The 21,008-nt window shown below is 60.5% G+C and carries 16 protein-coding genes; all 16 read right to left on the bottom strand.

Annotated elements, in window-relative coordinates; genetic code table 11:
* Positions 1 to 210 precede the first annotated feature (210 nt).
* Positions 211 to 477, bottom strand: a complete 267-nt coding sequence (locus tag QRN33_RS10295) for a hypothetical protein (protein ID WP_285408393.1) — start codon at positions 475 to 477, stop codon at positions 211 to 213.
* Complete coding sequence (locus QRN33_RS10300; protein WP_285408395.1) at positions 474 to 1,763, bottom strand: motility associated factor glycosyltransferase family protein; 1,290 nt, start codon at positions 1,761 to 1,763, stop codon at positions 474 to 476. Before QRN33_RS10300 ends, QRN33_RS10295 begins: the two co-directional genes overlap by 4 nt.
* Positions 1,764 to 1,850: 87 nt before the next feature.
* Positions 1,851 to 2,777, bottom strand: coding sequence for a ketoacyl-ACP synthase III (locus QRN33_RS10305; RefSeq protein ID WP_042607522.1), 927 nt, complete (start codon positions 2,775 to 2,777; stop codon positions 1,851 to 1,853).
* Between the two features lie 227 nt (positions 2,778 to 3,004).
* Positions 3,005 to 4,057, bottom strand: coding sequence for a pseudaminic acid synthase (gene pseI / locus QRN33_RS10310; RefSeq protein WP_285408398.1), 1,053 nt, complete (start codon positions 4,055 to 4,057; stop codon positions 3,005 to 3,007).
* Positions 4,050 to 5,555, bottom strand: a complete 1,506-nt coding sequence (gene pseG / locus QRN33_RS10315; protein WP_285408400.1) for a UDP-2,4-diacetamido-2,4,6-trideoxy-beta-L-altropyranose hydrolase — start codon at positions 5,553 to 5,555, stop codon at positions 4,050 to 4,052. The genes pseI and pseG overlap by 8 nt, the downstream gene beginning before the upstream one ends.
* Positions 5,552 to 6,247, bottom strand: a complete 696-nt coding sequence (gene pseF / locus QRN33_RS10320; protein ID WP_123417943.1) for a pseudaminic acid cytidylyltransferase — start codon at positions 6,245 to 6,247, stop codon at positions 5,552 to 5,554. Before pseF ends, pseG begins: the two co-directional genes overlap by 4 nt.
* A gap of 6 nt (positions 6,248 to 6,253) precedes the next feature.
* A complete protein-coding gene (gene pseC, locus QRN33_RS10325; RefSeq protein ID WP_285408403.1) occupies positions 6,254 to 7,417 on the bottom strand; it encodes a UDP-4-amino-4,6-dideoxy-N-acetyl-beta-L-altrosamine transaminase in 1,164 nt (387 codons plus the stop codon).
* Complete coding sequence (pseB, locus tag QRN33_RS10330; RefSeq protein ID WP_042607517.1) at positions 7,414 to 8,415, bottom strand: UDP-N-acetylglucosamine 4,6-dehydratase (inverting); 1,002 nt, start codon at positions 8,413 to 8,415, stop codon at positions 7,414 to 7,416. Before pseB ends, pseC begins: the two co-directional genes overlap by 4 nt.
* 23 nt (positions 8,416 to 8,438) lie before the next feature.
* Complete coding sequence (locus QRN33_RS10335; RefSeq protein WP_285408406.1) at positions 8,439 to 11,354, bottom strand: glycosyltransferase family 2 protein; 2,916 nt, start codon at positions 11,352 to 11,354, stop codon at positions 8,439 to 8,441.
* A 52-nt stretch (positions 11,355 to 11,406) separates the two neighbouring features.
* Positions 11,407 to 12,141 carry a cephalosporin hydroxylase family protein gene (locus tag QRN33_RS10340; protein ID WP_042607515.1) on the bottom strand — a complete coding sequence of 245 codons (735 nt, stop codon included), beginning with the start codon at positions 12,139 to 12,141 and terminating at the stop codon, positions 11,407 to 11,409.
* Positions 12,142 to 12,205: 64 nt separating this feature from the next.
* On the bottom strand, positions 12,206 to 13,063 hold the full coding sequence (locus QRN33_RS10345) for an NAD-dependent epimerase/dehydratase family protein (RefSeq protein ID WP_285408409.1): 858 nt from the start codon (positions 13,061 to 13,063) through the stop codon (positions 12,206 to 12,208).
* The gene (locus QRN33_RS10350) at positions 13,060 to 14,286 is read right to left on the bottom strand and encodes a class I SAM-dependent methyltransferase (RefSeq protein WP_285408411.1); all 1,227 of its coding nucleotides are present in this window, start codon (positions 14,284 to 14,286) and stop codon (positions 13,060 to 13,062) included. Before QRN33_RS10350 ends, QRN33_RS10345 begins: the two co-directional genes overlap by 4 nt.
* The gene (locus tag QRN33_RS10355; protein WP_116657933.1) at positions 14,283 to 14,843 is read right to left on the bottom strand and encodes a dTDP-4-dehydrorhamnose 3,5-epimerase family protein; all 561 of its coding nucleotides are present in this window, start codon (positions 14,841 to 14,843) and stop codon (positions 14,283 to 14,285) included. The genes QRN33_RS10350 and QRN33_RS10355 overlap by 4 nt, the downstream gene beginning before the upstream one ends.
* Entirely contained in the window at positions 14,840 to 15,922 is a 1,083-nt protein-coding gene (gene rfbG, locus QRN33_RS10360; protein WP_083353320.1) for a CDP-glucose 4,6-dehydratase, read from the bottom strand. The genes QRN33_RS10355 and rfbG overlap by 4 nt, the downstream gene beginning before the upstream one ends.
* The gene (rfbF, locus tag QRN33_RS10365) at positions 15,904 to 16,677 is read right to left on the bottom strand and encodes a glucose-1-phosphate cytidylyltransferase (RefSeq protein ID WP_123418118.1); all 774 of its coding nucleotides are present in this window, start codon (positions 16,675 to 16,677) and stop codon (positions 15,904 to 15,906) included. Before rfbF ends, rfbG begins: the two co-directional genes overlap by 19 nt.
* A gap of 659 nt (positions 16,678 to 17,336) precedes the next feature.
* Positions 17,337 to 20,939: a glycosyltransferase gene (locus QRN33_RS10370; RefSeq protein WP_285408415.1), complete on the bottom strand. Its 3,603-nt coding sequence runs from the start codon at positions 20,937 to 20,939 to the stop codon at positions 17,337 to 17,339.
* Between the last annotated feature and the right edge of the window lie 69 nt (positions 20,940 to 21,008).

The raw sequence follows: 21,008 nt of genomic DNA on the forward strand, positions 1-21,008 counted from the left end.
TCCGGCCCTGGCAACCGCCGGGTATGGCCTAGAGAACCTTCGTAATAGTTATCGTCGGGTTTGCAGGTTGCTTGAGGGCTTTTTGAAAAAATTTTGCCATCACCACGCCACCCCCGAGAAAACAATGACTTAGCTGTACTTCAACCGCATAAAAATGACGTCATAAAACTGCCTGTCACGCAAAGCCGCGGGCCAGTGCTGCGCAGCAGTTCAGCGCCTGGCACTTTCCAGCAATTCAACCAGTTCGTATTCCATAGAGTCGGCCAGTCCCAACCAGTCCTGGCGCTCCTGGCAATCGAGCATTTGCATGAGCACCTCCGCCCACGCCTGCTGGATCTCTATTGGGGCAGACGAAAGACATTGCTGGGCCTGTTCGAACACATCGACCATGGTCAACGCCGCTTCTACGTCACGCCCCAGACGAAACAATGCAGCGCATTGGCGACACTGATCCTGACTGTGATTCAGCGCACTCATTGCACGAACTCCGGATTGAAAGCGGTGCCGGCGATCAGCGCGCCGGCGCGGCTGCTGTTGAGAAATTCGACCTGTGGATGCGCGGCGATATAACGCTCGAGCACACACAGATAGCCGCGAAAATTCAGCTGGGTACTGACGCGCTGACCATGGCCATCGCGCACCCAGTGCCGCGCCTGGGCCAGCGGCGGGCCCAAATCGCCGTCGCCCCAACCGGCGTGAGTCTTGTTCATCGGGAAGGCGAAGTCGGCGCCAAACAAAGTGATTCGGGGCGCGCCCATTTTTACCGCGAGGTCCACCGCCGGATGGATCACGCTGCCGCCGACGTGCAGCTCGCCGCGTGGATACTGTTCTTTCAGCTCGGCATAGATCGGGCTGGCCGAATAGCCGCCATAGCGCTTGCCCTTCCATGCCTTCAATATCTGCGGATCGCTCATCGGCAGGTACACCAGCGTAATGCCGTCAGACTTCTCGAAGGGCAAATGCCGAAAGCCGATGCGTTGATCGATGCTTACCACCAGATCAGGCACGATGCCGTGTTCGCGCAACGGCCGATAAGCGGTATCAACACAGATGAACAACGGCCGCTCTGCAAGCTTACCAATCGCCGCCAGACGTTCGAAATGCTGCTCCAGTGTCGGCCCGGTGGCGATTACGTAGACTTCGCGGCCAGCGCAGCTGCCGAACAATTGCGCCACATCGGCATCGCCAAGCAACACCGGCAGACATTCCTGCAAGCGCTGCCGGATTTCCGGTGACTGCGGATCGAAATCGCGGTTATTGAATGTCAGGTGCACTTCATTGATCAGCCGGTCGCGAATCTTCGCATTGAAGTCATCGGCCAGCAGCATCTCGGCCGGCAGGGCAAAAAACGGCGTGAAGAAGTCCGGGTGATCGCCGGCGTAAAACAGTTCGACCCGAGGGTCCTGTAGCCACTGGCGCTGATCGAGCAGTTGCAGCACCAGCGCGAACAGCGCGCCATTGAGGATGTGTACGTACAGGCGCTCGAGCCCCGCGCGCTCGAGCAGCACACCGGGCAAGTCGCCCAGGCCGGTGCCATAGACGTGCAGTTGCGGTTTTTCCGGCAGGCTCGCTGCCTGAATCTTCGCCTCATGCAGGCGATCATGGCGGCTGGTGAGCTGAATGCCGTCGACGCTCAGCGTCGAGCCCAGCCCTTGCACGAGTTCGGCCTGCACGGACGCACTGTCTTCAGCCATCAATCGCTCGAACAGCGCCGGCCAGCGCCGTTGCAACACCTCGGCATTGGCTTGGAAAAACTCGCTCATGGCGCCTCGCGCTCCTTCTCGGGCAAAAAAATAGCGTTCAAGGTTAACCTTGAACGCTATTTTTGTATCAGTGGTTTTTAGCGCAGTTTACGGACGATAGATGATCGCCGAGCCCCACGACAGGCCGACACCAAAACCGCTCAGCGCAACGCGCTGCCAGTCAGAGTCGAGCACGTGCTTTTCCAGCAGCAGCGGAATGCTCGACGACACGGTGTTGCCGGTCTCGACCATGTCCTTGATGAATTTCTCCGGCTCGCCTTCGAAGCGGCGCGCCACGGCGTCGACAATCGCCGCGCTGCCCTGGTGAATGCAGAATGCATCGATGTCATCGGCTTTCAGCCCCGAATCGTCAAGCAGTTCATGCAAGTGCGCCGGGACTTTCAGCAATGCGAAATTGAAGACCTGACGACCGTTCATGAAGAACACGCCGTTGCTGACTTTCAGGTGCGGTGCCCCGGAACCGTCGGTGCCGAACTTGGCCTTGCCGAGCGCCCAGGTCGGGTTTTCGCCCATCCACGTAGCGGTGGCGGCATCGCCAAACAGCATGGTGGTGTTGCGGTCTTCCGGGTCAACGATTTTCGAATACGGGTCCGCGGTGATCAGCAGGCCGTTCTTCAGGCCGGCGGCTTCCATGAAGCCCTTGATCGCGTAAATGCCGTAGACATAACCGGAGCAGCCCAGAGAAATGTCGAACGCTGCAACATTGGTCGGCAGGCCGAGTTTGTCCTGGACGATGGCAGCAGTGTGCGGCAGACCTTCTTCGTCACCGTTCTGGGTGACGACGATCAGAGCATCGATGGATTCACGTTTCAGTTCAGGGTTGCTGGCAAACAGCGCATTGGCCGCTTCCACGCACAGATCGGAGGTTTCCTGCTCAGCGTCTTTGCGCGGCAGGAACGCCGAACCGATCTTGCCAAGGATGAATTCTTCATCCTTTTCGAATTTTGCACCTTGTGCGTAATTGTCCACGCCGGCTACAGGAACGTAGCTCGCAATGCTTTTTATGCCAATCATTACGGCTTCCCAATAAAAAACAGCCCAAAACCACCGCTCGCAAGGATTCGAGGGGCGCCGACAAACAGAAAACGGCCGCCACAACGGGCAGCCACGGGAAGCGCAAAGGGCTATCACTGGAACCGCAAAACGGGCCAGGCGCCATCTCCCCGGTCAATACAATACAGTGAAGATGCGCGTTATGACTCGCAGGTCACGCTATTTTGCCGAATCGATGGCAGATTGGCTTATTCGATCAGCGACCAATCCAGTGGCGTACCACGCTTGATCGCGGTGCGCGAGCGGCGTCCGAGAACGGCATCGGTGTGCTTGGGCGGCAGACCGAGGCCAGGACGGATGGCGCGTAGATTGTCCCCGGTAAAGGCTTCACCGGCGGCCATGTCAGCGGTGACGTACAGCGAACGGCGATAGACCAGCGATTTTCGCTCAGCCTCGGTCACGCCGTAATGCACCTGCCCCATGGCCTGCCAGGCACGTTCGGTTTCGACGACCAGACTGGCCAGTTCCGCCGGTTCCAGGGAAAAGCTCGCGTCGACGCCACCGGCCGAACGATCGAGGGTGAAGTGCTTTTCCACCACCGTCGCTCCCAGCGCCACCGCCGCCACCGATACGCCGACGCCCATCGAGTGATCCGACAGCCCGACCTCGCAGCCAAACAGCTCACGCAGATGCGGGATCGTGCGCACGTTGCTGTTGAGGGGTGTGGCCGGATAAGTGCTGGTGCACTTGAGCAGGACCAGATCCTTACACCCGGCCTCGCGGGCGGCACGCACGGTTTCATCCAGTTCAGCAATGCTGGCCATGCCGGTGGAGATGATCAGCGGTTTACCGGTGGCGGCAACACGGCGGATCAACGGCAGATCGGTGTTTTCAAAACTGGCGATCTTGTACGCCGGCACCTCGAGGCTTTCGAGAAAATCCACCGCGCTGTCGTCGAACGGCGTCGAGAACGCGAGCATCCCCAACTCCTTGGCTCGAGCAAAAATCGGCGCGTGCCATTCCCATGGTGTGTGGGCTTTTTCATATAGATCGTAGAGCGAAGTGCCGGCCCACAGACTGCCGGGATCCTTGATGAAGAATTCGCCTTCGGCCAAATCCAGGGTCATGGTTTCGGCGGTGTAGGTTTGCAGCTTCAAGGCATGCGCACCAGCCCTCGCAGCAGCCTCGACGATTTGCAGGGCGACATCGAGAGACTGGTTATGATTGCCACTCATCTCGGCAATGATGAACGGCGGCGCGTCGGCACCAATCGTGCGGTGGCCAATCTTGAAACTAGACATGCGAGTGATCCTTCAAAACACGGCTGAACGCGCAGGTTTCCTGGATGAACCCGGCGTCGCGGAAGACTTTCAATGAAGACTGATTGGCGGGCATGACCCGGGCATTGATGCGCGTCAATTGCGGCCAGTGCGCAGCGACGAACGCTTCGCCACGGCTGAGCACTGCCCTGCCCCAACCGAGGCCGAAACGCCCTTCCAGCAGATAGATCGACACTTCCGCTTCGAATCCGCGCAAGTCGTAGCGCAGCACCCCGACCGGGCCGTCATCCGCCTCGGCGATCAACAGCAGCCGCTGCGGATTGCGCAAACTTGCCATCAACCAGTTCAGATGCTGCGCCCAATCGATCACGCCGGATTCCAGCGACCAGCGCCGCACCGACTCGGCATTGCGCCCATCGAACAGCAACTGCGCATCGTCCAGCGTCGCCGGGCGCAGTTTCAGTACCGCGCCGGCCAGCGCCGCCGCCACGCGTTCGGCACCGCGTCCGTCGACCAGTTGCCGCGAGCGCTCGGCGAGGCTCTGGCGCAGAAAGTGATTGTCCATCACAAAGCCGACCGCATCGCGCAGTTGCTCGACGCTGACCTGCTCGCGCGCACCCATGAACACATGCGCGCCGGCCGCCGCCATGACTTCACCGTTGGCCTGCTGATTGTTCGCCACTGCGATGCAGATGGTCGGCAAGCCGAGCGCCGCACGCTCCCAACTGGTGCCGCCGCCGGCGCCGATAAACAGATCGGCTTCAGTCATGCGTTGATGGAAATCGCTGACGAAACTGTGCAGGCGCCAGTTCGGCCGTGTCTCGGCCAAGGCCTGCATCTGCGCCCACGCCGGGTTGTCGGCGCCCGCGACGAAATCAACCTGCAACTCAGTGAAATCAGCCAGCGCCAACATCGCGTGATGAGTCTGCATCGCCGCGTCGAAACCGCCGAAATTCACCAGCACCCGCCGCGCCTTCGGTTTGATCTCGATGGCTTCGCAGTTGAATTCTTCACGGAGCATGGCGTAGCGCGGGCCGAGCAAGGTGCGACAGCCCGGCGGCAGCAGCGGCGCGTAGTTTTCACTTAAGCCGGACAGGTTCTGATTGAGCAGCAGATCGACGCTGTAGCGCCGCGTCGCCAGATCATCCACTGCGGCGATTCGATGCGCCCAGCGCCGGGCAGCGGTTTGCCAGTGATGATCGAGGCCGTAGTGGTCGGCGATGATCCAGTCGAACGGCGCCTGCCCGTCCAGCAGCAGGCCCAGTGCATCAATGTCGAACTGCCACGGCAACATCGATTCGATGGCCTGCAGCGGGTCTTCATCACGATAGCGCTCGGGCAGCGCGAAGGTCTCGAAGCCTTCGGCATTCAAGGCTTCGAGTCGATGTCCCGGCAAGCGCCGACAGGCAAACGCAACATGACTGCCCTGCCCGCGCAACACTCGCGCCAGCGTCAGGCAGCGGGCGATATGGCCGCTGCCGATGGCCGGCGAAGCGTCGGCACGGATCAGCACTCTCATGGCAGTTCTCCGCCGGCCTTGAGCGCGGCGTAGAGGTATTCGGCGCGTTGCCAGTCTTCGGGGGAGTCGATGTCCTGGACCAGATGGCGCGGCAGGATCACCGGCAGGCTGGCTGGCGAGAACAGCGTCTCACCGCGCAACCACGCTTCGCTGCGCCCCCAGTAAAACTGCCCGGCATCCTGAAACGCTTCGGGCAGATCCTGCGAACGGGTGGTGCGAAACTCCGGATAAAGCGACATCAGGGCGCCCTCCTCGTTGAGGGTCAGGGCGCGCTGCACGGGAAACCCGAAGCCGCACACCGAGAAAGCGAACGACTTGTGCGGATGCTGCTTGAGCAATTCGAGGCCCTGACGCAGGTAGCGCACTTGCAACAGCGGTGCCGTCGCATACACGCAACAGGCGTAATCGAACGTCGGCAAGTGCTGCAGGGCATGCACGATCACCGCAGCGGTGCCGGTGAAGTCATCGGCCAGATCGGCCGGTCGCATGAACGGCACTTCGGCGCCGTGCGCCCGTGCGACGTCGGCAATTTCCGCATCGTCGGTGCTGACCACCACGGCGTCGAACAGCGCTGATTCCAGCGCCGTGCGAATCGAGCGGACGATCATCGGTACGCCGTCGAACGGTTTGAGATTCTTGCGCGGGATGCGCTTGCTGCCACCACGGGCGGGGATGATCGCGACGCAGCTCACGGTGCCTTACTCCTCAAGCAGCAGCCGGCGCAGTTGCTCGACCACCTGATCCTGTTGTACTTCGCTGAGCAAAGGGAACAGCGGCAAGCTGATCGCCTCGGCGTAATAGCGCTCGGCCTCGGGGAAATCGCCCTCGGCAAAACCCAGCTCGCGATAGTACGGCTGCAGATGCACCGGAATATAGTGCAGATTTACGCCGATGCCGACGGCGCGCAAACCTTCGAACACCTGGCGATGACTGAGGTTGCAGCGCTCGGCCTGCAAACGCACCACGTACAAGTGCCACGCCGATTCGGCCTCCGGCTGCGCACTCGGCAAGGTCAGCGGCAGGTAGGCGAGCAACTGATCGTAACGCGCTGCGAGTTCGCGGCGCCGTGCGACAAATTCGTCGAGCTTGCGCAGTTGTGACAGACCCAGCGCCGCTTGCAGATCGGTAATCCGATAGTTGAAACCCAGCTCGACCTGCTGGTAATACCACGGCCCGTGACTGGGCTCGGTCATCTGTTCTGCATCCCGGGTCATACCATGGCTGCGCAGGCGTCGCAGACGTTCGGCCAGCGCCGGGCGATTGGTCAGGACCATGCCGCCCTCGGCGCTGGTGATGATTTTCACCGGATGAAAACTGAACACCGTCATCGCCGCGAATTCACCACAACCGACCGGACGCCCGGCGTAGCTCGCGCCCACTGCGTGGGAGGCGTCTTCGATCACGGTGAAGTTGTAGCGCACCGCCAGATCGGCAATCTTGCGCAGGTCACAGCTCTGCCCGGAAAAGGCAACGGCGACGAGGACTTTCGGCAGCGTGCCGTCGCGCTCCGCCTGTTCGAGCTTTGCTTCAAGCGCGAACGCATCGAGGTTCCAGGTCAGCGGATCGATGTCGACGAAATCGACCTCGGCGCCGCAGTAGCGCCCGCAATTGGCCGAGGCGAGAAAGGTATTAGGCGAAGTCCACAAGCGATCGCCAGGGCCAAGGCCCGCCGCCAGACAGGCAATGTGAAGCGCCGCCGTGGCATTGCACACCGCCACGGCAAAATCCGCCTGACAGCGCTCGGCCATGGCCTGCTCGAAGCGTTCGATGGTCGGCCCCTGAGTCAGCCAGTCCGATTGCAACACCTCGACCACCGCATCGATGTCTGCCTGATCGAGGCTCTGCCGACCGTAAGGGATCATACCGACAGCTTCGCGTGCAGATCGGCGATCTGCCCGACCGAAAGAAAATGCGGGTTGGTATCCGAGCGATACTCGAAATCCTCGCCCACGGCACGGCCACGTTCGCCAAGTTTATCGACGGCGAAATCGACGTCGACGCTGGTAAAACGAATCGACGGCTGGATCGTGTAATGGTCGTCAAACTCAAGGGTCATGCGCGCATCGTCCAGCGGCACCATCAGCTCATGCAGCTTCTCGCCGGGACGGATGCCGACATTCTTGTGCGGCAGATGCTCGGCCATGCCGCGCGCCAGATCGACGATGCGGATCGACGGAATCTTCGGTACGAACACTTCACCGCCGTGCATGCGCGCGAAGCTGTCGAGGACGAACTGCACGCCGTGATCCAGGGTGATCCAGAACCGCGTCATGCGCTCGTCGGTGATCGGCAATTCTTGCGCGCCTTCAGCGATCAGCTTGCTGAAAAACGGCACCACCGAACCGCGCGAGCCAGCGACGTTGCCGTAGCGCACCACGGCGAAACGGGTCTGCTGCTCGCCGGCGATGTTGTTGGCGGCGACAAACAATTTGTCCGAGAGCAACTTGGTCGCACCGTACAGATTGATCGGGCTGGCCGCCTTGTCGGTGGACAGCGCGACGACCTTCTTCACGCCATTGTCGATGGCGGCGGCGATGATGTTCTCCGCGCCATTGACGTTGGTGCGGATGCATTCGGTCGGGTTGTATTCCGCCGCCGGCACCTGCTTCAACGCAGCGGCATGGACGACGTAATCGATGCCGCGCATGGCCTGACGCAAGCGCTCGGCGTCACGCACGTCACCGATGAAATAACGCATGCATGGCGCGTTGAACGTCTGCTGCATCTCGTACTGCTTCAGCTCGTCGCGAGAGAACACCACGACGCGCTTGGGCTGGTATTGCTCGAGCAAGCGGCGAATGAAGTTACGGCCGAACGAGCCAGTGCCGCCGGAGATGAAAATCGATTGTCCGTTGAACATGTGGTGATTCCTGTCCGGCCTGCTCAGGCGAGCAACTGCGCCCAATTGATCGAGGCGTTTTCGCCAAGAGTGAAACCTTTGCCACTCAGGGCCAGGTTGGCGTTGTACGCCGGGTCCTGCGCGAAAGCATCCGGCCACTTTTCACGCAGTGCCGCCAATGCCGCTGGCGCCTGTGGCAGCTCGCCGGTGTGCAGCACCTGCACCAGTGGCGTCCACACGGTGAGGTAACCGGCCTGACCGGCCTTGAGGCACAGATCGACATCGGCATAGCCCGCAGCGAAGGTCACCTCGTCCAGGCCGCCAAGGGCATTGAACATGTCCTTGCCAATCATCAGGCACACCTTGGAAACCGCCGAGTAATTCTGCTCGACAGCCAGACGCTGCATGTAACCCTCGGCCTTGTGTTTCTCGCCGATGAAGGGCGAGCCGACGCCATCGTTGAGGCCGAGAATCAGACCGGCCTGGGCAACCTTGCCGTCACGATCGACGAGTTTGGCGCCGACGACGCCGACTTCCGGACGCTGGGCATGGTTGAGCAGCGAATCGATCCAGTTCGGGTTGACCACTTCGCTGTCGGCGGCCAGCAGCACCAGGTATTCACCCTGCGCCTGCTCGCTGGCGGCGTTATACAACGCGATTTCGCCGAGCGGCTGATCGGCACGCAGTACGTTGACCTTGGCGTGGCGCAGCGTGCCCAGCCAATCGTTGACCTCGGCCGACTGATTGCCGTTGGCGGCCAGCAGCACTTCGTAGCGGCTGTAACGGGTGCGCAGCAGTACGCCTTCGAGGCAGCGACGCAGTGCCGGCAGATCATCAATGACCGGCACAATGATCGACACCAGCGGTTGTTCGGTATGGCGATAATCGATCTGCCAGGTACCCGGCAGCGCCGAGGTGACCTTGGCTTTGTAACCGCGATTGCCCAAGTGACGCAGCAGCGCCAGACGCTCATGGGCGTTTTCTTCCAGAGGCGCCTGCTCGGTGATCAGCAGCGGCTCATCAAGATGCGCCAGGCCGTCGAGGCCGCCCTGTTCGATGATGCGCAGCAACAGATCGAATTCCAGCGCCTTGCTGAAGTCGGCCTGATAACCGCCGGCTTCAAGCAGGACTTCGCGGCGGATCAGCCAGTGCCGCGCCATCAGCGACGGCACGCTGTGCAGCAGATCAAGATTGAAACCGGGGCGGAATACGTCGACCAGTGCGCCTTCGGCAGTGCGCTGAATTTCATCAGTCGCTACTGCGCGAACACCGCTGGCCGCCATCAGTTCCAGACCGGCGCGCGCCAGGCCGGCCGGTGTGAATTCGTCGCCCACGTTCGCCAGCAGCAACCAGTCGCAAGGCGACTGCGCAGCGCTCTGGTTGAGCTTGTCGACGAGATTGCCCGGGGTAACCCGAACAAAGTGCAAGGTGTTTTGCGCGGTGGTCGCGGTCTGCGGTTCGCCAGTGGTGAAGACCACGATCTTGAACGCTTTACTGACACCTTCGACCAGGCTGTCGAGGGTAATTTGCAGCTTCTCGACGCTGTCATCCAGGTCAAGCAGGAAAATACCGAACTGCGGTCCGCCGTTGCTGGCGGCCAGACGGGCAGCGATTGAAGCAGATTGTTCGGCGTCAGGCTTGCGCGCCGCCAGCCAATCGAGCAAACGCCCCGAGCGCATCTTGCCAAAGACCGGATAGTGATCAATGTTCGACACGGCTTGAAGACGCGCGTCCCACTCAAGCATTTCCTTCGCAGGCACTTCCTCGCCAGCCGACTGCAGTTGCTCGGCCAGACGCTTGACCACGCGACGGTTGAACGCGTTGCTGTCATGGGCTTGCCACAGCCGGTCGATGACGCTTTGCGGAGTGTCGTTATTTCGCGCCTGCAACAGATACTCCTGCCGGGCCCAGACGCCTTCAAGCTTCTCAAGCTGAATACGCCCGGCGGGCATCGCATGCAGGAGGAGTTCGAACTGGGTCAGCAAGTCGAAGAAATGCTGGTTGTAAAACGGCATCTCGACGTATTGCCGTGGGCCGAATTTGCGTTCTGGTGCCTTGGTGAAGTTGTTCCAGGTCGACTCGAAAATCAGCTCGGTCGTCAACGCTCGCCCAGAGACCAGACTGTCGGTCATGGCCTCGAAGCTTTTCAGGGCAAATGCCTTGCGCTGCGCCTGATCGAGATCGGTGATGGCGGTCGGCAAGGACGCAAGGAATTCGGCGAAGGCTTCGCGCTCGGCCACCGATTTGGCATCGGTATAGGACAGTGCGTGATAGACCTCGGTGTTGTGGTCAGAGAAGCCGATGTTGATCTCGCGCACGACATACGGGATCGGCAGGATCCGCGCCTTGGCGTTCGCCAGCAGATAATAGGTGTGGCCGATTTCCTGCCATTCGAAGCTGGTGCCCGCCGGCAAAGCGGCGTACCAGTCCTGAATGATCGAAGTACGGCACACGCCGTAAAACGGCGGTACGTACTGATGCATGAAATCGAGGACGCGATCCTCGGCGCGCTCGGACGCGTAGTCTTCACAGATCTTCTTGTCGCGACGGTAGTAGCTGACGCTGCCCGCCAGCGCCAGATACATCAGGCAGTAACCGTGGCACAGGCCGTAGTCACGGTTCGCTTCGAGGAACCTGACCGATTCGGCCAGCGACTCATGCAGGATGAAGTCGTCGTCGGCGGCAAACACCATGTACGGCGTGGTCAACTGCGCAACGCCGTAAGTCAGTTTGGCCTGCATGCCCCAGTAGGCAAATTGCGGCAAGTGCTGATAATCGACCGCCGAAAAATCACCTTCCGGGCGCTCGGGGGAAGAGTCCAGCACCAGCACCTTGCAAGGCAGGTTGCTGTAGTACTGCAGCGCCCGGCGCAGAAAAGCCGGGCGGTTGTGGGTGATCAGTACCACTGTCAGCAACTCGCTCAATGGCAGCGTGTTTTCAGAACCGTACTTGCCTTGCATAACTTCTCCTGCCGCGATCAAACCGTGCGAAAACGCTGTAATGAAAAAACTGTCAACGAACCCGACGCAGATAACCGTCCGAAGCAACGGTGATCAGCAACTTGTCCTGCATCTGCTGATCGATCTCAAAATCAGCGTTTTCCTTGAGATAAGCCCACACCGCAGTCTTCGGGTTGTCACCCGGGCCCCACGGACGATCCGGGAAAGCATCGGCCGGCATGTCCTCGACGACGGTGTCCATGACCACGCAATAGCTGTCGACCGACACCAATGGTGCGTAGAGACGCAACTCTTCGAGGACGTGTTCGTGGGTATGGTTGGAGTCGAGCACCACGATGACTTTCTTGCCAGCAGCCGCCTGACGAACCTGCTCGACCACCGCCGGGTCAAGGCTGGAACCTTCGATCATGCTGATGCGCTTGATCATCGGATGGCTTTCGATGGCCTCACGGTTGTGCGCGCGGATATCGCGATCAATGCCGAGCACTTCGCCATGGCCCTGCAGTTCCAGCAGCGAGGCGTAGTAGATGATCGAACCACCGTGGGCGATACCGCACTCGATGACCAGGTCCGGTTTGATCCGCCAGATCAGTTCCTGCATCGCCATCATGTCTTGCGGCAACTGAATGATCGGTCGGCCCATCCACGAGAAGTGATAGGTGTACTTGTGCTTGGCCGACTCGTTATAAAACTGCTGGGCCAACGCCTTGAGTTCCTGGTTCTGGCCTTGGGCAACCACTTCAGCCTGGCACTCTGCTTCGAAGGTCTTGATCAGGTTATCGCTCATTGTCCGGTCTCACTGAAAATTCATTGGGTTTGCACATGGCCAAAAGGCCTTCGCGGCAGGCGCATCAGTTGCTGCGCTGCGCCTCGAGTAATTGTTGTAACCGCTCCACCACAGCCCAGAACGCCATGGGTTCATGGGTCGGATAGGGGTAATGGCCGAGGTTCAAATCCAGCGTTGCGCCACGCTCACGCAAGCGCTGTTCGACCAGCGCACGCACCGACACTGGTTGGCCACTGGCGCAGTTGATAACGGCATTGAAACCGCGTTCTTGCAGTATCGAGGCGAGGTATTGCGCGGCGTTTTCGATTGGCAAAAAATCGCGCAACTGCTCACCGGCCGACATGTTGAAGGTCGGCTCACCGCTATCGATCGCCCGGTCCAGCGCGGCCAGCAGGCTGTTGGGGTTCTGCCCTTCGCCATGCAGATAGAACAACCGCGCCCACTGCAAAGTGAACGGCCGCTCCTGCTGCAGGTTCTGCAAAAACAGGTGCAGCGTGTGTTTGGCCAGACCGTAAGGATTGCTCGGCCGTGGCTCGGTTGACTCGCTGAGCGGGCCGCTTTGCATGCCGTATTCGAAACAGGTACCGGTCACCAGAACCTGCTGCACGCCCGCCTCGACCGCACTTTTGATAAAGCGGTAATCGGCCATCAGGTTGTGCTCGAAATGAAACAGCGCCCGATAGTTCGGCAGCCCCGGCCAGGCCAGATGCACGAGTGCGTCGATGCCTTCGGTCAGCGCGACGACATTCAGATCAGCAGCGTGAATATCCGCGCTGACGAACTCCACGTCATCGATCCACGGCATGCTTCGCGCCGTTTCTGCGTTGCGCGCCACTGCACGAATTTCGCAGCCGCGTTCAAGCAATGCAGCAACCAGATGCCGACCGACAAAACCGGTTGCGCCAGTAACCAGAACCTTCACAGCACTTTCAACTCAGGCACGGCGATGACGAAGCGCCCGTCCCACTGACGCACCTGCGCCAGTTGCTGACTGACTTCTTGCAGCAGGTTCCACGGCAGCACCAGCACGTAGTCCGGTTTGTCGATTTCGATCTGCGCCGGCGCCACGATCGGAATGCGACTGCCCGGCAAGAATTTGCCCTGCTTGTGCGGATTGGCATCGGCCACCCAGGCCAGCAGATCCGCTTTGACGCCGGCGTAATTGAGCAAGGTATTGCCCTTGGCCGCCGCGCCGTATCCGACCACACGTTTACCGTCGGCTTTGGCCTGCAACAGAAAGCGCAGCAGGTCATGTTTGATGCGTTCGGCAGCCGGCGCGAGGGTCGCGTAGTACTCGGCGGTTTTCATCCCGGCAGCAAGTTCGGCCTGCAGTTGTTGCTGCACTGCCGGAAGAACAGCACGACGCTGGCCGTCCTTGCGTTGCACGAATACGCGAAGCGATCCGCCGTGGGTGCTCAACTGGCTGACGTCGAACACTTCCAGGCCATTGCGCTCGCACAAGGTCTGCACGGCGGTCAGTGACAGGTAGGAATAGTGTTCGTGATACAGCGTGTCGAACTGCGCGCCGGCCATCAGCGTCAGCAGTTGCGGAAACTCGAAAGTGGCGACGCCGGTCGGCTTGAGCAACGTCGCGAAGCCGGCGAGGAAATCGTTGATGTCCGGCACATGGGCGAGCACGTTGTTGGCCGCCATCAGGTCAGCGCTCCAGCCTTCGCTGCGCAATTGCGTGGCGGTGTCGCGGCCGAAGAACAGCTCGCGAATTTCCAGGCCTTTTTTCCGTGCCGCTTGCGCGGTGCTGCGGGTCGGCTCGACACCCAGGCACGGGATGCCGCGCGCGGCGACGTATTGCAGCAGGTAACCATCGTTGGCGGCGACTTCGACCACGCGACTGTCGGCGCTGAGACCGAAGCGCTCGCTCATCTCGGCGACATAGCGCTCGGCGTGATTCAGCCAAGTGCTGGAGAACGAGCTGAAATAGGCATATTCGGCGTCGAAAAGGCTGTCGGCACTGGTGTAGTCCTCGGTCTGCACCAGCCAGCATTGCTCACACACGGCAACCTTCAACGGCACCCATTGCTCGGCCTGCTCCAGGCGATCGGCATGCACGTAGGCGTTGGACGGCGGCGAAGTTCCGAGGTCGATCAGCGGCAGGCTCAGCGGTGCGGCGCACCCACGGCAGTTCATAGACGCACTCCAGCAAAGTGTTGATCGAGCGCGGGATGGCTGGAATCACGCGCTGACAAATTATTGACAGGCAACGGCCAGGCAATCGCCAGTCGAGGATCGTTTACCGACAAGCCGCCCTCGTGTTCCGGCGCGTAATCGGCGCTGTGCAGATAGAGCAATTCGGCGTCGTCGGTGAGCGTCTGAAAGCCATGAGCGAAACCGGCCGGAATCAACAGGCTGCGGCCATCGCCCGCCTTCAAGTGCTCGGCGTGCCAGTGCAAAAAGGTTTCCGAGTCAGGACGCAGATCCACCGCGACATCCCAGACTTCACCGCGCAGGCACGTGATCAGTTTGGCTTCCGGGGCGTCGGCATTCTGATAGTGCAGGCCCCGCACACTGCCCTTCTCGCGAGTGCAGGAATGGTTGATCTGGCGGATGTGGAAAGCGCTGCCAAACGCACTCAGGCTGCCCTCGCAGAACAACCGGGCAAAGTGCCCGCGCTGATCTTCGAAGCGCTTGTGTTGAACGCAGAACAGACCGGCCAGCGGCAACGCTTTCAGGGAAAACTCGCTCACAGCGCGCCTCGGTACAAATTCAATTGGCCCAGAGTTACGGCGCGCATGTCATCGCCGTTCTGCCACGCCAAGTGCCAATCGAGGGTCTGCGCCAGGCAAGCCTGCAACGACCAGCGCGGCTGCCAGCCGAGCACCTGCCGCGCGCGACTGCTGTCCAGACGCAGCAGACCGGCTTCGTGCAGTTCACTCGGTTCGATGCGCAAGCCACGGGCCAGCGGCCAGCGATTGGCGAGCAGTTCAACCACTTCACCGACGCTGCACATGTCTGCCTCACCGGGGCCGAAGTTCCACGCACCGGCGTATTCCGGGCCGTATTCGTACAGCGCGGCAGCCAGTTGCAGATATCCGGCCAGCGGCTCCAGCGCGTGCTGCCACGGGCGCACGGCTTGCGGGTAGCGCAGGGTCACCGGCTCGTCGGCGGTCCAGGCTTTCAGTACGTCGGGGATCAGTCGCTCCGGCGCAAAATCACCACCGCCCAGCACATTGCCGGCGCGTGCGGTAGCCAGGGCCAGCCCGTGTTGGGCATGTTTGTCCGCCGGGAAAAACGACGCGGCATAGGACTGCGCGAGCAATTCGCAGCAGGCCTTGCTGCTGCTGTAAGGATCGTGGCCACCGAGGGCTTCGTCTTCGCGGTACGGCCACAGCCATTCCTTGTTGGCGTAGACCTTGTCGGTGGTCACCAGCACGCATGCCCGCACGCCGCCGACCTGACGGATCGCTTCGAGCAGATTCAGCGTGCCCATGACGTTGCTGGAATAGGTGCCGAGCGGATCGCGATAGCCCTCGCGCACCAAGGGCTGCGCCGCCAGATGCAGAACGATCTCCGGCTCGGTCTCGGCGATGATCTCGAGCAAGGCACCGAGGTCACGCAAATCGCCGCGCTGGTCGTTGATGCCTTCGTGTACGCGCGCCAGTTCGAACAGGCTCGGTTCGGTTGATGGGTCTAGCGAAAAACCGCTGACCTGCGCGCCGAGGCTTTGCAGCCACAGGGTCAGCCAACTGCCCTTGAAACCGGTGTGTCCGGTGACCAGCACGCGTTTGCCACGCCAGAAATCCGCATTCAGGCCCATTGCTTCCATGGGGCCTCCCCGGTCTGCCACAGCGCTTCGAGATGATTCTTGTCGCGCAGGGTGTCCATCGGTTGCCAGAAGCCGTCGTGTTCAAACGCTTTCAATTGCTCCTCGCGGGCCAGACGCGCCAATGGCTCGGCTTCCCAGGTAGTTTCATCGCCAGCGATGTAGGGCAAGACTTTCGGCGACAGGACGAAGAAGCCGCCATTGATCCAGCCGCCGTCGCCACGGGGTTTTTCAGTGAAGCCGAGGACCTGATCGCCTTGACGCTCAAGCGCACCGTAGCGCCCCGGTGGCTGCACGGCGGTGACGGTAGCCAAACGACCATGGCCCTTGTGGTAATCGACCAATTCACGGATGTTCAAATCGGAAACGCCATCGCCGTAGGTGAAGCAGAACGCCTCTTCATCCTGCAGATAACGGCCGGCGCGCAACAGACGGCCACCGGTCATGGTCTCCTCGCCGGTGTCGATGAGGGTGACGCTCCACGGCTCGCTGTAGTTCTGATGTACGTCCATGCGGTTCTCGCGCATGTTGAAAGTGACGTCGGAGGTGTGCAGGAAATAGTTGGCGAAGAAGTCCTTGATCGCGTAGCCCTTGTAGCCCAGGCAGATGACGAAGTCGTGGATCCCGTGGGCGGAATACTGCTTCATGATGTGCCAGAGAATTGGCTTGCCGCCGATCTCGATCATCGGCTTGGGCTTGAGGTGCGACTCTTCACTGATGCGCGTGCCGAGGCCACCCGCCAAAATAACTGCCTTCATCATCTCCCCTCTCGTACGTCACCGGGCTGCGCATGGCTTTCTTGAGCGTTGCGGGCCAACTGCCTCTACCTTTTGCCGGACCGGGCGCCGCTGGAAAGACCGCGAGCGCTCGTTTTATGGCGATTTGCGGGGCACTTGCAGGAAACGCGCCAGCTCATAGTCGGGTTTTGGGAGCTGGGCTGATCAGGGTTACCTTGAGTGATGGCAGAGGTTTTTGACCTTCGTTACGGGACCGATCCCGTAACGAAGCCTGCCGAAGGGGCAAAAGATCAACAGCCGGATCAAAAGCAACAGCAAAAGCCAGATCAAAAGATCGCAGCCTTCGGCAGCTCCTACAGTTGGATCAGGTGCGGGCAGAGAGAAATCGGTCGGCTGTCAGGCCGCCTTCGCGAGCAGGCTCGCTCCCACAGAAAAGTAAAGCAGCGCAGCTGCCCGCGGCAAAGCCGCCCCACTCAACAATGAGCGCAAGCTCGAGTGCTTTTGACCCACCGGCGACGTCGGAAGGCTGAGTGGAGGGATTGATCCGGGCGTGGGAGCGCAGCGACCGTCTGGCGCAGCCAGACACAGCGCAAGGAGGTGCAGCGAAGCAAACCGTAGCCGCTGCGCCCGGCCAAGGCCCCAAAAAAAAGGCGACCCAAAAGGGTCGCCGATCTGAAAGATCAATCCGCCAACCACCCATATTCCCAATGCCGCAAATTATCACCACGCAGGACATAGTCACGCAGTACCACCTCACGCAATTCGTCGCCCATGCGATAGCTGGCATCCGGATCAGCCAGATGCATGCGGATAGCCTGCAGCCACTCATCGGTCGTATTGGTCTTGATCCGCGTGCACGGCAGGTAACCTCGGTACGCCTCGGTGTTCGTACAAATGACCGGGTAGCCGCAAGCGCCGTATTCCAGCAGACGCAAATTGCTCTTGCAGTCGTTGAAGATATGAAACTCCAGCGGCGCCAGAGCCAAGTCGAGATTAAGGCTGGCCAGTTTCGCCGGGTATGCGTCAAGTGCGATGACGCCATGGAATTCATGCATATACGGGCGCAAGTCATCCGGGCACATGCCAAAAAACACCCAGTCAACCTCGTCAGCCAGTTCGCGCACTACATCAGCAATCACTGCCAGGTCACCATGGTGACTGGTGCCGCCACCCCAGCCCACACGCGGTTTTTTTGAAGTACGGCGCTGGCTGCGCAGACTGCTCCAGAACTCTTTTGCCAACATGTTAGGCACCACACGGATATCGTGATGCATGTCTGACAAGGCATTGGCCAACGGCTCGGTCGAGACCACGACGCGATCACACAAGCCGATCCCCCGGCGCACGATCCGCTCCATCTCATGCTTGTCCGGCATGTTGCGAATGTGGGCGTTGCGATGAGGCACATCGATGACGTAGTCGTCCAGTTCATAGATGCGTCGGGCGTGGAAGTAGTTGCGCAGCAGCGGAATTTCATTGACCGGTGCTTCGGTGTAACGCCCTTGCAGAATGATCACATCCGGTGCCAGCCGCTCGATTTCGACGATCGGCGGCAGGTTTACGCTGTAGCGGATCTGCCCTTGCACCCTGCCCGCCGCCTCAAGCTCGATCAGCGGTTGCGTGACACGATAATGTCCGATAGCCGATGCATTGATAGGCAAACCCAGAATCTTCGGCAAGGTGCTGTGGCTGAAGGGCGTCCAGCCAGCGCGCAGGCCTGGCTCGAGGGTGAAACTGGAACCGGTATGCTTGTACAGCGCCAGATTGGGATTGTAGGCCGGATCCCGCGCAATGAACGGCAGCCACCGTTTGTAGAATGTTTCTTCCTGCTGGCTGTGCGAGGTGGTTTCTTCATTGTTGACCGTCTCGATCGGCTGCGCACCAAGCGCCAGCGCCGCATAGGGCGTCCACACCACGAGATATCCCTGGCGGGCCACGCGCATGGCCAGGTCGACTTCATGCAGTGTGCGCGGCAGCTCCTGCTCGTCCATACCGTCAACCGCTTCGTATACGGACTTGCGCACCATCAGGCAATCGGCGCCGACGGCGCTCAAGTTCTGCACCGCCTGCAAGCGGAACATGTACCCGGACGAATGCATCGCCTGTCCGTAGAACGGCAGACCGGCAGCGCCCTGCAAACCGAGCACCAGTCCCGCATGCAGCACATGACCGTCGGGGTTGAAGAGTTTCGCCCCGACGATACCGACTTCCGGACGCTGGGCGTGGTTAAGCAACTCATCCAGCCAGTCACGCTGTGTGATCACGGTATAGGCGTTGAGTAACAGCACGTATTCGCCCTTCGCCTGGCCAACGGCAAAATTGCGCAATGCGGCGATGTTACCCAGGCGCGGGTAACTCAGCACCCGCACGCGCTCGCTGCCCAGTTGCGCCATACCGTCCAGCCAGGCGCGCGCCTCGGCTGTCTCGCTGGCGTTGTCGACCAGCAACAGTTCGTACTCGCTGTAGACGGTTTTTTCCAACAGGCTTTCGACGCAGCGTTGCAAGGCAGCGACCTGGTCGCGGGTGGAAATGATGATCGACACCAACGGGCGACGCGCATGGCGGTAATCGACCCGATTGAGCAGCTCGACGCTGCCGCGGCGCAGATCATGGGCGATCCCCAGGCGATCAAGATGTGCCGACAACAATCGCGGGTTGGTTTGCGTCACGGCTGGCAAAGACAACCATTGGCTCAGGTCGAATGACGACTCGAGGGCAATTTCGGCCAGATGGCCCACCACCTGAGTGCCCTGATCTTCAACCATGCGCCAGAGCATGTCGTGAGGCGCCAGCTCTGTGAACGTTGAGTCGAAACCACCCAGTGCAAGAAAAGCGTCGCGACGAAACGCCAGCGCGCGGCCGACATAAGGAAAGGTACGCATCAGGTCGAGGTTGAAGTCGGGTTTGAACGCCGGCTCCGCTGACTCACCTGCGCGTATGCTGCCTTCATCGGTGTAGAAACAGTTCAAGTCTTTATTGAAGGCGATGCGTTCAGCCATCATCAGCAAGGCCGGGGCCACCAGACGATCACCGGCGCGCAGCAAGTAGAACCAGTCGGCGCCTTCGAGCTGCGGCAGCAACTGATTGATCTGTTGCAGATAATCTTCCTGCAACGGCAGATGGAACACCCGTTCATCCAGAACCGGCTCAGCGCAATCGCTCGACAGCACCAGTGTCAGTTCCGGCGCATAGATCTGCGCGGCGAGACTTTCCAGGGTTCGCTCCAGCGCCGCAGGGCTGCCTTGCTCATCAATCACAATGGGCACAAAACGCGGTGTGGAAGGCCATTCGGCCAGTGTGTCGGGCAGCAACCGACGCTGCACGTCACTGAGCGTGCGACACTCCAGCCACTGCGCATAAAGCTCGGAAAAACTCTGACTTTCGCCACCCACTTGCCATTTCTGTGCACTTTGCTTGGTGCCGAGCGTTCGGCTCAGCGGCAACTCCTCCCAGACTCTCGGTGAGTCATCGGCCTTGGGCATGGGGACATAACGCACCCATCCCGGCGCAGGCGCCGACTCACCGCTGCGAGCCTTGAGCATTTGCAACAGCCATTGCCGTTCGACCTCAAGCGCGTCCTTCATCGCTTGCTGAGCGCTGAGACGATCGGGATAGAGGCGTTCGACGCTCAAGACATGATTGGAGACCATTGCATTGCCGCGCCGCAGCAGACAAACGAACAGGGCAAAATCGAGGCTTGCGACAAAACAATGGTCCGGCTGTGTCAACGCTGGCAGTAGTTCGGCCACGTCAGCACGGCGGAACAGGGCATTACTGAACCCACCAAGAATGTTCGCTGGAAACGACTCGAAGAGCGCCAGCAGGTCATCGCCCTTGAACAGCCCACTGATCGGCGACAGCGGCGTGTTCTCCAGCCGAGACGGCAGAACCATGTCATCGGCGTCCCAGAACAGACGCTGAGCCAGCACGAGATTGACTTCGTCGCGATGAGCCAGCACGTCGGCCTGGCGCTCGATGCAACTGGTGAATAACTGATCGTCGTCACACAAAAACTTGATGAACTCGCCCTGCGCCTGATCCAGGCAGGCCCGCAGATTGCCGACCATGCCCAAGGTGCGCGGATTACGCACATAGCGCACGGCAACGCCGCTCTGCTCGCTCTGCGCGACGACAATCGCCTCGATTTCATCGCCACGACTGTCATCGCAGACGATGATTTCAAGATTGCCGTAGCCCTGACCGATAGCGCTGCGCAGCGCCCGCTCGAAGAAGCGCGGGTTGAAGGCAGGAATGACAAGGCTGACAAGGGGGAGAGAATTCACGGCGGACTCGCAGGCGGCGCGAACCCGACCGGAACAGCGAGTCCTCAAACCGCGAAAAAAAGACAATAA

Origin of the sequence: Pseudomonas sp. FR229a, from assembly GCF_030209115.1 — a bacterium.
GTDB classification, from domain to species: domain Bacteria; phylum Pseudomonadota; class Gammaproteobacteria; order Pseudomonadales; family Pseudomonadaceae; genus Aquipseudomonas; species Aquipseudomonas moraviensis_A.